The following is an 11,780-nucleotide window of genomic DNA, read 5'->3' on the forward strand; positions in this document are numbered from 1 at the left end:
CAGCCGGAGCGGGTGAACACCGTATCCGCGACGAGACGCCACGCCCCATCGTGGTGTGTCGAACGAAACGTGGTGTATGTCGAACGAGACCAGGGGTGACCCGATCGGATCGGACCGGGATGATCGGGTGCGGGCGCGCGTCGACCGGAAGGCTGGATGTCGAAGGAGGAACCGTGATCGCGATCCTGAACCGCGTCGTGGAGTACGTCGACGACAACCTCGAGGGCGACATCGACCTCGGCGCCCTGGCCGCGGGCCTGGGCACGACGGAGTACCACGTGCGGCGCATGTTCTCGTCGCTGGCGGGCATGCCCCTGTCGGAGTACATCCGGCGGCGGCGCATGACCGTCGCCGCGGCCGAGGTTCTCGGCGGCGGCGACCTGCTCGGCGTCGCGGTCCGCTACGGCTACGGCTCGACCGAGGCGTTCGGCCGGGCGTTCCGGGCGGTGCACGGCGCGAGCCCCGGCGACGTGCGTCGCGACGGCGGCCCCCTTCGCACACAACCGCAGCTCAGGTTCCGCCTGACCGTAGAAGGGAGCTCCCCCATGGACACCCGTATCGCCGACCGACCCGCCTTCCGCCTGATCGGGCACGCGACCCGCGTCCCGCTCATCCACGACGGCGTCAATCCGCACATCCAGGCTCACATCGCCGGGCTCCCGGCCGCCGAGCACGCCCGGCTGAAGGAGCTGAGCGACATGGAGCCGCACGGACTGCTCCAGGTGAGCGCCGACGTCGACCCCGACTACGCCGAGGGCAGCGAGCTGACCTACCTGCACGGCGTCGCGGTCGGCCACGACACCCCGGCTCCCGACGACCTCGACGCGATCGAGGTGCCGGCGGGCACCTGGGCGGTCTTCCGCAGCGAGGGCCCGTACCCGTCGGCGCTGCAGGCGGCGTGGGCCGCGACGGCGACCGACTGGTTCCCGTCGAACCCATGGCGACTGCGGCCCGGACCATCGATCGTCGCCGTGCTGGATCGCGCGGACGACTTCAGCACCGCGACCTGCGAGCTGTGGCTGCCCGTCGAGCGCGATTAGCCGCGCACGCCGCGGCGGACCGGAAGTGCGATCATGACCGGTCCGCCGCGGGTGACCGCAGCCTGCGCTCTCGCATCGCGAGGAACAGCGGGAAGGTGAACGCGAAGGCGGTGACCAGCGACAGGACGATGTAGAGCCACGCGCGCTTCATCCCCAGCCGCCTCGCTTCGACGACGATGAACACGGCGCCGGCGACGGCGACCACGAGCAGGTCGACGCCGATCGAGGAGACAGCCGGGCCCCCTCCGAACACGTCGCCGAGGAAGTCCCGACCGGCGACGACGGTCCACGCATTGAAGAAGAACGTCCCGACGAGGCCGATGATCGCCAGCACGAGGTAGACGATCGCGAGCGGGGTCCAGCTGGCCTTCATGACGCCTCCGGTCGTTTCCCCGGATGCTACCGCCCGCGCGGCCGTGACCAGTTCGTTGTGCGAACCGCGCCCTCCTCCCCCCGGCGTGGCGCACACTGGATGGCATGTGGTTCAGGTTCCTCAAGGCGATCACGCGCCGCGAGCACCGTGTCGCGCCGACGACATGGGTCGCGGCCGTCGCCGCCGTCGTCTACACGGTCGTCCCGATCGACCTCATCCCCGAGCTCGTGCTGGGCCCGCTGGGCTTCGCCGACGACGTCGGCGTGTGGGCGGTCTTCGCCGTGCTCTTCGCCCGCGAGCAGCGCCGCTGGCGGGCCGGTCTCACCACGCGGTAGCGCCGGTGCGCCGCGCCGTCCGCGCATGCGCGTGTCGTAACGTCGTGGTGTGAGTCGCAGCGGCATCTACGTGGAGACGTCGATCGCCGCCCCTCCCGACGCCGTCTGGAACGCGACGCAGGACCCCGCCGAACACGTGCGGTGGGACGTGCGCTTCACGCGCATCACGCCGACCGGCACGGCCGAGGGCGGCGCCACCGCGTTCACGTACGAGCGCCGCGTGCCCTTCCACACCGTGCACGGCACCGGCGTGAGCATCGGCGAGCGGCACGGCGCCGGCGGCGCCCGCACGTCTGCGCTGCGGTTCCACACGAGCGACCGGATGTCGCCCATCAGTGCCGGCCGCGGCTACTGGCGGTACGTGCCCGGCCCCGGCGGCACGGTGTTCATCACCGGCTACGACTACACGCCCGGATGGGGCGTGCTGGATGCCGTCGTCCGCCCGGTCCTGGGCTGGGCGACGGCATGGAGCTTCGACCGGCTGCGGATCTGGCTCGAGACCGGGACTCCGCCCGAGCGCTGGCCGCTGTGGAGCGTGCTGTGGTGGTGGCGCAGCGACCGGCCGCGCGCCGCCCGCTGCCGCCGGGCACCCGCGGGCGGTTCGCGCCGGGCGGACCACCTCGCCGCGGCTCCGGCATCCCTCGCGGCGCTTCCCGATCCGGAGCGCGTGCGATGACGTCGATCTTCCACGAGGCGCTCGGCGCCGAGTTCGAGCGCCTGCACCCGATGATGCAGCGCCGGTTCGGCGTCGGCCTGCAGTCCGGTGAGGCCTGCGTCGGCCGCGGTGTCATGACCTCGGTCCGTCGCGGCCCGTGGTGGACGGTGCCGTTCCTGCAGATCGGCCGGCTTCGGAACATCCTCGTCCCCGACTCCGGCACCGACGTGCCGTTCACGATCGAGAACTTCCCGTACCGCGACCCGCTGGGGCGCGAGACGGTCACCTTCGTCCGCGAGTACACGATCGGGCGGCATCATCGGCGGTTCGACGCCACCATGATCCTCGACGGCGACAGGATCGTGGACTACCTGGGCACCCACCAGCACCTCGCGGTCGATCTCGATCTGCGCGTCGACGACCGCGGCGGGCTCGTGCTCACCTCCGACGCGCAGCGGTTCTACGAGGGACCTGTCGCCTTCCGCTTCCCGATGCTCTTCAGCGGCCGCGCGCGCCTGCACGAGTACTTCGACGACGCCGACGGGCTCTTCCACGTGGACCTGGAGGTGCACAACCGCCGTTTCGGCTTCCTCTTCGGGTACCGCGGCTCGTTCCGGTGCGAGTGGATGCCGGCGCACGACGCCCCCGCACGGCTCAAGCCGCGCCGCCACGAAGCGCGCACCTGACGCCGCCGACGACGGCGGAGGTGACACTGAGTACTATTGATGCTGGTATTCAGTTCCACCCGCCGCATCGTCGCAACCGCGTCAGGAGTCCCCCGTGACCGATTTCCAGCCCCGCCCCGGTCAGAGCGTCGCCCGCTACGACGTGACCTCGCGCCAGGACACGGACTACTACGCCGTCTTCGCCGACATCCCCGTCGCCGACCGCGCGGCGTGGGATCGCGCCAAGGCGTACATCGACGAGGTCGGCAGCCGCATGCAGGATGCCTGGGACACCGGCGACTACCCCCTCGACATCGCGATGCGCGCCGGCGAGCTGGACCTCTTCAACGACGGCGTCGTCCACCCCGCGCTCACGCGGTTCTCCCCGCTCGCGGCGGGGCTGGTGAACATGGAGATCTCCCGCGGCGACGGCTCACTCGGCACGGTGCTCGCCGTCCAGGGCGGCCTGGCGCTTCGCACGCTCGCCCTGTTCGGCAGCGACGAGCAGCAGTCGAGGTGGCTGGTGCCCGTGGCACGCGGCGAGGTCGCGGCATCCTTCGCGCTCACCGAACCCGACCACGGCTCGGACTCGGTGTCGCTCGAGACGGTCGCCCGTGCCGACGGCGGCGAGTGGGTGCTCGACGGCGCCAAGAAGTGGATCGGCAACGGCGCCTCGGGCGGGATCACCCTCGTCTGGGCGCGGGTGGACTCCCCCGGCGACGAGTTCCACGGCGCCGTCCGCTGCTTCCTGGTCGAGCAGACCACGCCGGGCTACACCGGCACCGTGATCTCCGGAAAGGCGTCGCTGCGCGGCATCCATCAGGCGCACATCGTCCTGGACGGCGTGCGCGTGGCGGCCGACGCGGTCCTTCCGGGCACGCGCAGCTTCAAGGACGCCTCGACGGTGCTGTACTCCACCCGCTCGGGCGTCGCCTGGTCGGCGCTCGGCCACGCCACCGCCTGCTACGAGGCGGCTCTGGCCTACTCGCAGCAGCGCGTGCAGTTCGGCAAGCCGCTCGCCAAGTTCCAGATGGTGCAGGAGCGTCTCGCGCAGATGCTCGAGGAGCTCACGGCGATGCAGCTGTACTGCCGGTGGATGGCCGACCTCGAGGAGGGCGGCCGGCTGCGCCCGACGCAGGCGTCGCTGGCGAAGTACCACAACACCCGCGCCGCGCGCCGCATCGCCGCCGTCGCCCGCGACCTCCTCGGCGGCAACGGCATCCTGCTCGAGAACGGCGTCATGCAGCACATGGCCGACATCGAGGCGATCCACACCTACGAGGGCACCGAGAGCATCCAGGCTCTCCTCATCGGCCGCGACATCACCGGCCTGAGCGCTTTCGCCTAGCCCGCTGCGGGACTCGCGCGCAAGCCACCCGGTCGCGCGGCCCTGTGCGCCTACTCTCGGCACATGGGACTCTTCCGCAACGACCCGCAGCGCGTCGTGCTCGAGACGCAGGACGTGGAGCCGAAGGCGACGCGACCCCCGTGGAGCCTGTGGGCCGACGGCTTCGGCAAGCTCGGCATCCGCTCGATCCAGATCATCGTCGTGGTGCTGCTGGTCGCGGGCATCGTCTTCGCGCTGCAGTTCCTCACCCTCGTCACGATCCCGCTCGTGATCGCGCTCATCCTCGCCTGCGCGTTCGCGCCGGTCATGCGGTGGATGGTGCGACGCGGGGTCCCGGCGGTGCTGGCGACGGTGATCACGCTCCTGGTCGTCACGGTGCTGCTCACCGGCGTCGGCTGGCTGATCGTATGGGCGATCCGCGACCAGTGGGACGAGCTGTACGCGCAGGCGGTGGACGGCATCGAGGCGGTGATCGCGTGGGTGCGGACGCTTCCGTTCGCGCCGACGCAGGAGCAGCTGGACCAGTGGCTCGAGGGCGTCCTGGACTTCATCACGAGCGCGCAGTTCGGCTCGGGGGCCCTCGCGGGCGTGAGCGCCGTGGCGAACTTCGTGACCGGCTTCGTGCTGATGGTCACGATCCTCTTCTTCTTCCTCAAGGACGGCCCGCAGATGTGGGAGTTCATGCTGCGCCCGTTCCGCGGCGAGAACTACCTGCGGGCGCACCGCATCGGCGACAAGACGGTGGGCGTGCTCGGCTCGTACGTGCGCGGCACGGCGCTCGTGGCGCTCGTCGACGCGGTCGGCATCCTGATCGGCCTCCTCATCCTCGACGTGCCGCTGGCGATCCCGCTGTCGGTGCTGGTCTTCCTCCTCGCCTTCATCCCCATCGTGGGTGCCACGCTCGCCGGCATCATCGCCGCCCTCGTCGCCCTCGTCGCCAACGGCTGGGTCAACGCGCTCTTCGTGGTCGGCGTCGTGGTGCTGGTGAACCAGCTGGAGGGCAACTTCCTCCAGCCGGTGCTCATGGGTCGCTCGATGAAGCTGCACGCCTTCGTCATCCTGGTCGCCCTGACCATCGGCACGGTGCTGGGCGGCATCGTCGGCGCCGTGCTGGCCGTGCCGATCGCGGCGGCGGCGTGGGGAGCCGTGCAGGTATGGGACGGTCCGAACCTCGCGGCCCGGTGGGCGCGCCCGAAGCATCCCGTCGCCGGGTGACGCGCGGCTCCGCGTCCTCCGCCGCCTTACGGCTCAGGGGGCCGGTCGCGGCGGTCTAAGGCATCGGGCGTCCCAAGACTGGGCATCCGCCCGATGAAGCGCCCCCTCCTCAGGGAGGAAGGTCGTTCCTGTCAGCAGTCCGCACCCCGCACCGGGGATCGCGAGCAGACGGGAGCGACCCATGAACGACATCACCTACACCGCCTACACCCTCGACCGGCACCGCGCGTCCGACCTCGCGCGCGACGCCGAGCTCGTGCGCAGGCAGCGTGAGCACGGCCCGGCGGCGGACCGCCCGCGCGTGCGTCCGCTCGCCACGTGGTCCCGCGGGGCGACGCGCGTGCGGCGCTCGACGTTCGTCGCCGCGCGATGACCCGCCGCCGAGCCCGGGAAGGTGCCACGATATGACCATGCCCGCACTCCCCTCGAGCTCGCGCATGGTCGGCCGGCACGCCGAGCTCGCCACCCTGCTCGAGTCGTTCGACGAGGGCTCCGGCGGCCACCCCCGCACCGTCGTCGTGCGCGGCGAGGCGGGTGTGGGCAAGACGCGGCTCGTCCAGGAGTTCCTCGCGCTCGTCGCGACCGACCCCTTCGAGGCCGGACAGCCGGCCGCCGTCACCGAACGCCCCGTCGTCGCGTTCGGGCAGTGCGTCGACCTCGGCCCGATCGGCGCGCCGTTCGGGCCGATCCGCCGCGTGCTGCGCGACCTGCACACGGCGGTCGGCACCGACGAGCTGCGCGAGGCGGCGGGCTCCGCGGCGGCGATCGCGAGCCTGGCCGCGCTCGTTCCCGGCATCGCACCCGAGACCCCCGAGCACGATGAGCCCGCGGGCGAGTTCGCCGAGGCGATCGAGGTGCTGCTCGAGCGGCTGTCGCAGCGGCGGCACATCGTGGTCGTGCTCGAGGACCTGCAGTGGGCGGATGCCGCGACCATGGCGCTGCTGAAGACCCTCGCCAGCACGCTTCGCGGGCGGCGCCTCACGATCGTCGCCACCTACCGCTCCGACGACATCGACCGGTTCCATCCGCTGCGCCCGGTGCTGGCGGAGCTGGACCGCACCCGGTCGGTCGTGCGCGTGGAGGTGACTCCGCTCAGCCCCGACGAGGTCGCCGAGCAGGTCGAGCAGCTCACCGGACGGCTCGACCCCCGGCTCGTCGAGGCGCTGGCGGAGCGCAGCGGCGGCATCCCGTTCCTCGTCGAGGAGCTCGTGGATCTCGGCGACCGTCCGCTTCCCGACACGCTGCGCGAGCTGGTGCTCGCCCGCTACGCACGGCTCGGCGACGATGCGCAGCAGGCGGTGCGCACCATGGCCGCCGGTGGCATGCACCTGGACCACGACGTGCTCGCGGCGGTGTGCGCGCTGGACGAGGCGGCGCTCGATCTCGCCGTGCGCGAGGCGGTCCACAGCAGGGTGATCCTCGCCGACGGCGCCGGCTACGCCTTCCGCCATGCGCTGACGCGCGAGGCCGTCGAGGCGGAGATGCTGCCGAGCGAGCGCGTGCGGGTGCACCGTCGCTACGCCGAGCACCTGCGCGACCACCGGGGCGACTCGCCCGACGACGCGTCGGCCGTCGCGGAGCACTGGCTCGCCGCACGCGACCTCACCGCGGCGTTCGATGCCACGGTCGCGGCGCTGCGGCAGTCGCGTTCGCGCTTCTCGCCCGCCACCTCCGCGAAGCTCACCGAGCGTCTCACCGAGCTGTGGGATCAGGTGCCGGATGCCGCGACCCGCGCCGGCACGACGCTCCCCGAGCTGCACCTCGACGCCGCACAGGCGTGGCACGACCTCGGCGACCCCGAGCGCTCACTGCGGTCGGCGAACGAGGGCCTGGCCGTCTGCCCCGACGACCCGTACACGCGCGCGGCACTGCTGCGCCAGCGGTTCGTCGAGACGTACAACCTCGAGCACCACGGCCGCAACGAGGACCTCGAGAAGGCCGTCGCCCTGCTGGAGGGCATCGACGACCCCCGTGCCCGCATCCTGCTGTCGCGCGTGCTCACCAACATCGCGCTGGACGAGCACGGCGAGGCCGCCGCCGCCCACGCGCACCGGGCGATCGCCCTCGCCGAGGAGGCCGGCGACGACGCCGCGCTGGCCGTCGCGCTGACGGTCGAGGCGTGGCGCATCGCGGGCGAGGACGACGACGAGCCCGGCGCGCTGGCACCGCTCGAGCGGGCCGTCACGCTGCGGCTCGACCCGCCGCTGCGCGCGTACGCCGGGCACGCCCTGACCGACATGCTGGTGCGCGTGGGCCGGTACGACGAGGCCATCGTCGTCGGGACCCAGCACTACGACGACGTCGCGCGGGCGGGCATCGAACGCGGCTCGGGCGCGTCGATCGCGCACTCGCTGGCGTTCGCCCTGTTCGCTGCGGGCCGGCCTGCCGAGGCCCACCGCTTCGCGCAGCGCGCCCGTCGGCTCATGAACCCGGTCGACAGCGCGTTCGTCGTGCGGCTGCTCGCGTCCCACCTCTCGTGGGACGACCGCCCCGACGAGCGCGACGAGCTGCTGGCCGCCGAGCGCTCACGGATCGACGAGGCCCAGCGCCGCTACCCCGACAAGGAGGGATGGTGGGTGATCGAGGCTGCGGATCGCGCCCTGACGCTGCACGCGACGGACGGCGGGACGGAGACCGCCGGCGACGTGCTGGCGGTCGCCGAGGGCGAGGCCGGCTCGCCCGCCGCGCGCCGCTACGCGCTCGTGACCGCAGGACTGCTGAGCCTGCCCGCCGGAAGGCCCGCCGCCCCGGAGCTGCGCGCCCGGTTCGAGCGGGCGATGGCGGGCTGGTCCCGCCACGACGCGGCGCAGGCGGCCGCGCGGTTCGTGCGGGCGCTCCTCGCCGACGCCGGCGACGCCGCCACCCCGGCCGACCGGGTGGCGGCATGGCGCGAGGTGTCCGGCGCACCGGGGGACGACGGGCTGCCGGTGTGGCATCGGCAGGCCGGGCGGATCCGCCTCGCGTGGGCGCTCGCCGATGACGGCGACCGCTCGGGCGCGGCCGCCGTTCTGGACGAGGTCGCCGCCGAGGCGCCGGCGCAGGGCGTCGCCCGCGCCGCGCGGTGGGCGGCCGAGCTGGCGGCGCAGGCCCGGCTCGCCGGCGCCGGCGCGCGGCAGACGAAGGGCGCGGCGGCGCTGACGCCGCGGGAGCTGCAGGTGCTCGAGCTGGTCGCCGAGGGGCTCACCAATCCGCAGATCGGCCAGCGGCTCTTCATCAGCCCGAAGACCGCGTCGGTGCACGTGTCGGCGATCCTCGCCAAGATCGGCGCCGCGAACCGCGCCGAGGCCGCCGCACTGTACGCCGCCTCCGCCGCGGCCTCGGCGTCCGCATGAGCGGGACGGATGCCGCGGGGAGCGGCATCCGTCGTCACAGCTCGACGAGCACTTGCGCGATCAGGATCTTGACGACCATCGCGGCCGGGTAGACCAGGGTGTAGCCGAGCGCGACGCGGACGTCGTAGTCGGTGCGGGAATTGGCGAAGCCGAGGATCGCCGGGTTCGTCTGCGCACCGCCGATGACGCCCGACGACCGCGTGCCGCCGAGGCGGAACACGGCGCGGGCGAGCACGAAGGTCGCGCCCATGAAGAACGTCGAGAGCACGGCGCCGAGCACGAGCAGGCGCACCACCTCGCCCGAGGCGATCGCCGAGAGGATGAGCGAACCCGCCTTGGTGCCGGCGAAGGCGAGGAAGGTGAGCAGCCCGAACTCGGCGAGCACGGTCGACGCGGTGTTGGGCAGCGACGTCACCACGCGCCCGATGCGGCCGATGCGCCCCATGATCAGCCCGACGACGAGCACGCCCGCCGCGTAGCCCAGGCTGAACTGCCCGCCGCCGGGGAGCGGGACGACGATCGACCCGAGCAGCATGCCGAGCAGGACGCCGATGCCGAGGGCGACCGGGTTGATGTCGGCGAGACCGCGCTCGGAGTCGCCGAGGAAGCGGGTGATCTCCCCCATGGATCCGGTGGGCCCGACCACGCGCAGGCGATCGCCCTGGTGCAGCACGAAGTCGGGGCTGCCGACGAAGTCGACATCGCCGCGCCGCACCTGCGCGATCGTCGCACCGTAGCGCTCGGGAAGGCGCAGGCTCGCGATCGAGCGTCCGGCCAGCCGTGCATCCGACAGGATGATCCGCCGGAAGTCGAGACGGCTGCGGTCCCGGGTGAGGTCGATCGCCGACGTGTGGCCGAGCTCGGTCTTCACCGCCTCGACGTCGTCGCTCGGCCCGACGACGTTGACGATGTCACCCGGCTCCAGCGCCGTGTCGGGGCCGACGATCTCCACCTCGCCGTCGACGTGCCGCCGCCGCGAGAACGCCACCCGGCCGCCGTACCCGGCCGCGATGTCGGCCGCGGTCGGGCGCGAGGTGGTGTCGACCTCGATCGGCTTGCCGACGATCGGGGCCTGCGCGTCGGTGTCGCGCGCACGCGAGCGCAGCGCGAGCGCGACGCCGATCATCGCGGCGATGACGCCGTACACGTACGCGCTGGCGTAGCCGACGGTCGCCTCCGGGCTGCCGCCGGTCGCGGCGAGGGCGGGGGTGTTCGTGAGGGCGCCGGCGAACGTTCCGGCGATGGTGAGCGGCGGGATGCCGAGAGCCGACCCGACCCAGAACGCCAGGCCGCCCGCCGCGACGAGCACGCCGGCGACAGCGAGCATCAGCAGGTAAGAGGTGCGCAGCGCGTTGAAGAACCCGGGCCCCGCGATGAGGCCGGTGCAGAACGCGAAGACGACGAGCCCGAGGTCGCCGACCGCTGCCGGAAGCTCGATCGTCACCCCCGTCGACACGCCCCACGCGGTGATGCCGATCGCGGCGAAGAGCACGCCGACGGCACCGAGCGAGACGCCCGCGACGCGAACCGTCCCCAGGGCCGCGCCCACCCCGAGGAGGAGGAACAGCAGCACGATCGGGCGTTCGGCCAGGAACTGGAAGACCACGTCCATGCTCACCTCCGTGCCCGGGGCTGACGCGGGCGCTTTCCGAGTCTGCCCACTCCCGCGCCGTCGCGCATCCATCCGGGCCGGGCGAGCCGGGCCGGGCAGGTGGGCGGGGCGCGCCGGGACTGTCGGGTGTCGGCGCGCAGCGGCAGGATGGAGCGCATGCCGTACGAGATCCCCGCGCCGATGCTGGCGAAGTCCGTGCCCGACATCCCCGATCCGGCGAAGGCGCCCGGCGGTCTCAGCTACGAGCCGAAGTGGGACGGGTTCCGCGCCCTCATCTCTTGGGACGGCGAGGACGTCGAGATCGGGTCGCGGGGCGCCAAGCCGCTGACGCGGTACTTCCCCGAGCTCGTCGAGGCGTTCGCCCGCGTCCTCCCCGAGCCGTGCCTGCTCGACGGCGAGATCGTGGTGCCGGTCGATCGCGACGGGCGGCGGCGCCTGGACTGGGAGTCGCTGTCGCAGCGCATCCATCCCGCGGCGTCGCGGGTGAACATGCTCGCCGAGCAGACGCCGGCGATGTTCATCGCGTTCGACCTGCTCGCCGTCGGCGACCGCGACCTGCAAGCGGAGCCGTTCGGCACGAGGCGCGAGGCGCTCGTGACGCTGCTGCGCGGCGTTCCCCATCCCGTCCACGTCACGCGCACGACGGACGACCCCGAGCTCGCGCGGCGCTGGCTCGCCGAGTTCGAGGGGGCGGGCCTCGACGGCGTCGTGGCCAAACCCCTCGACCAGCCGTACGCCCCGGGCAAGCGCTCGATGTTCAAGATCAAGCACGCCCGCACCGCCGACGTCGTGGCGCTCGGCTATCGCATCCACAAGTCCGGACAGGGCGTCGGCTCCCTCCTCGTGGGGCTCTACGGCGAGGACGGCACGCTGTACCCGGTCGGCGGGGTCGCCGCGTGGAGCGACAAGCGCCGGCTCGAGCTCATCGACGAGCTCGCCCCGCTCGTGGAGCGCGACGCCGACGGCGAGGTGCTGCGGGGCGAAGGCGAGAAGTCGCGCTTCCAGTCCGGCCGGGCCGACTCCTCGTTCGTGCGGCTGCGCCCGGAGCGGGTGCTCGAGGTGCGCTACGACCAGCTCGAGGGCTGGCGCTTCCGCCACACCGTGCAGTTCGAGCGCTGGCGCCCCGACCGCGACCCGCGGTCGTGCACGTACGAGCAGCTCGAGGTCGTGGCAGCGTACGATCTGGCCGACGTGCTGGTCTGACG

At 72.8% G+C, this 11,780-nt stretch carries 11 protein-coding genes; 9 read left to right on the top strand and 2 right to left on the bottom strand.

The genetic code is table 11. From position 1 onward, the window contains the following. Positions 1 to 173 precede the first annotated feature (173 nt). Positions 174 to 1,040: an AraC family transcriptional regulator gene (locus ACZBH1_RS02220; protein WP_463645350.1), complete on the top strand. Its 867-nt coding sequence runs from the start codon at positions 174 to 176 to the stop codon at positions 1,038 to 1,040. Between the two features lie 31 nt (positions 1,041 to 1,071). Here the strand turns inward: ACZBH1_RS02220 and ACZBH1_RS02225 are convergent, their stop codons facing one another. Next, positions 1,072 to 1,413, bottom strand: a complete 342-nt coding sequence (locus tag ACZBH1_RS02225) for a DUF2834 domain-containing protein (protein WP_336398284.1) — start codon at positions 1,411 to 1,413, stop codon at positions 1,072 to 1,074. 104 nt (positions 1,414 to 1,517) lie between these two features. On the opposite strand from ACZBH1_RS02225, the gene ACZBH1_RS02230 reads away from it, so the two are divergent. From ACZBH1_RS02230 to ACZBH1_RS02260, 7 genes are all read left to right on the top strand, one after another. Then, the gene (locus ACZBH1_RS02230; RefSeq protein ID WP_336398283.1) at positions 1,518 to 1,748 is read left to right on the top strand and encodes a YkvA family protein; all 231 of its coding nucleotides are present in this window, start codon (positions 1,518 to 1,520) and stop codon (positions 1,746 to 1,748) included. A gap of 49 nt (positions 1,749 to 1,797) precedes the next feature. Continuing rightward, a complete protein-coding gene (locus ACZBH1_RS02235) occupies positions 1,798 to 2,424 on the top strand; it encodes an SRPBCC family protein (protein WP_463645351.1) in 627 nt (208 codons plus the stop codon). Further along, positions 2,421 to 3,089, top strand: coding sequence for a DUF4166 domain-containing protein (locus tag ACZBH1_RS02240; RefSeq protein WP_463645352.1), 669 nt, complete (start codon positions 2,421 to 2,423; stop codon positions 3,087 to 3,089). The genes ACZBH1_RS02235 and ACZBH1_RS02240 overlap by 4 nt, the downstream gene beginning before the upstream one ends. Positions 3,090 to 3,183: 94 nt before the next feature. Next, entirely contained in the window at positions 3,184 to 4,416 is a 1,233-nt protein-coding gene (locus tag ACZBH1_RS02245; protein ID WP_463645353.1) for an acyl-CoA dehydrogenase family protein, read from the top strand. Between the two features lie 63 nt (positions 4,417 to 4,479). Continuing rightward, complete coding sequence (locus ACZBH1_RS02250) at positions 4,480 to 5,631, top strand: AI-2E family transporter (protein WP_452325149.1); 1,152 nt, start codon at positions 4,480 to 4,482, stop codon at positions 5,629 to 5,631. 181 nt (positions 5,632 to 5,812) lie between these two features. Continuing rightward, positions 5,813 to 6,004, top strand: a complete 192-nt coding sequence (locus tag ACZBH1_RS02255; protein WP_336398278.1) for a hypothetical protein — start codon at positions 5,813 to 5,815, stop codon at positions 6,002 to 6,004. A 37-nt stretch (positions 6,005 to 6,041) separates the two neighbouring features. Further along, positions 6,042 to 8,963, top strand: coding sequence for a helix-turn-helix transcriptional regulator (locus ACZBH1_RS02260; RefSeq protein WP_463645354.1), 2,922 nt, complete (start codon positions 6,042 to 6,044; stop codon positions 8,961 to 8,963). 34 nt (positions 8,964 to 8,997) lie between these two features. Here ACZBH1_RS02260 and ACZBH1_RS02265 read toward each other — a convergent pair whose 3' ends face one another. After that, positions 8,998 to 10,575: an aspartate:alanine exchanger family transporter gene (locus ACZBH1_RS02265; protein WP_463645355.1), complete on the bottom strand. Its 1,578-nt coding sequence runs from the start codon at positions 10,573 to 10,575 to the stop codon at positions 8,998 to 9,000. Positions 10,576 to 10,731: 156 nt separating this feature from the next. Between ACZBH1_RS02265 and ACZBH1_RS02270 the strand changes: the two genes are divergently transcribed. Then, positions 10,732 to 11,778 (top strand): ATP-dependent DNA ligase, encoded by a 1,047-nt coding sequence (locus ACZBH1_RS02270; RefSeq protein WP_452325146.1) that lies wholly within the window; start codon positions 10,732 to 10,734, stop codon positions 11,776 to 11,778. The last annotated feature ends 2 nt before the right edge of the window (positions 11,779 to 11,780 follow it).

This window comes from Microbacterium sp. ZXT2-5 (genome assembly GCF_055329545.1).

Bases quoted from the DNA above. Each gene is read 5' to 3' on its own strand.
- ACZBH1_RS02255 (WP_336398278.1), top strand. From the start codon at position 5,813: ATGAACGACATCACCTACACCGCCTACACCCTCGACCGGCACCGCGCG.
- ACZBH1_RS02230 (WP_336398283.1), top strand. From the start codon at position 1,518: ATGTGGTTCAGGTTCCTCAAGGCGATCACGCGCCGCGAGCACCGTGTC.
- ACZBH1_RS02225 (WP_336398284.1), bottom strand. From the start codon at position 1,413: ATGAAGGCCAGCTGGACCCCGCTCGCGATCGTCTACCTCGTGCTGGCG.
- ACZBH1_RS02260 (WP_463645354.1), top strand. From the start codon at position 6,042: ATGCCCGCACTCCCCTCGAGCTCGCGCATGGTCGGCCGGCACGCCGAG.
- ACZBH1_RS02240 (WP_463645352.1), top strand. From the start codon at position 2,421: ATGACGTCGATCTTCCACGAGGCGCTCGGCGCCGAGTTCGAGCGCCTG.
- ACZBH1_RS02270 (WP_452325146.1), top strand. From the start codon at position 10,732: ATGCCGTACGAGATCCCCGCGCCGATGCTGGCGAAGTCCGTGCCCGAC.
- ACZBH1_RS02250 (WP_452325149.1), top strand. From the start codon at position 4,480: ATGGGACTCTTCCGCAACGACCCGCAGCGCGTCGTGCTCGAGACGCAG.
- ACZBH1_RS02265 (WP_463645355.1), bottom strand. From the start codon at position 10,575: ATGGACGTGGTCTTCCAGTTCCTGGCCGAACGCCCGATCGTGCTGCTG.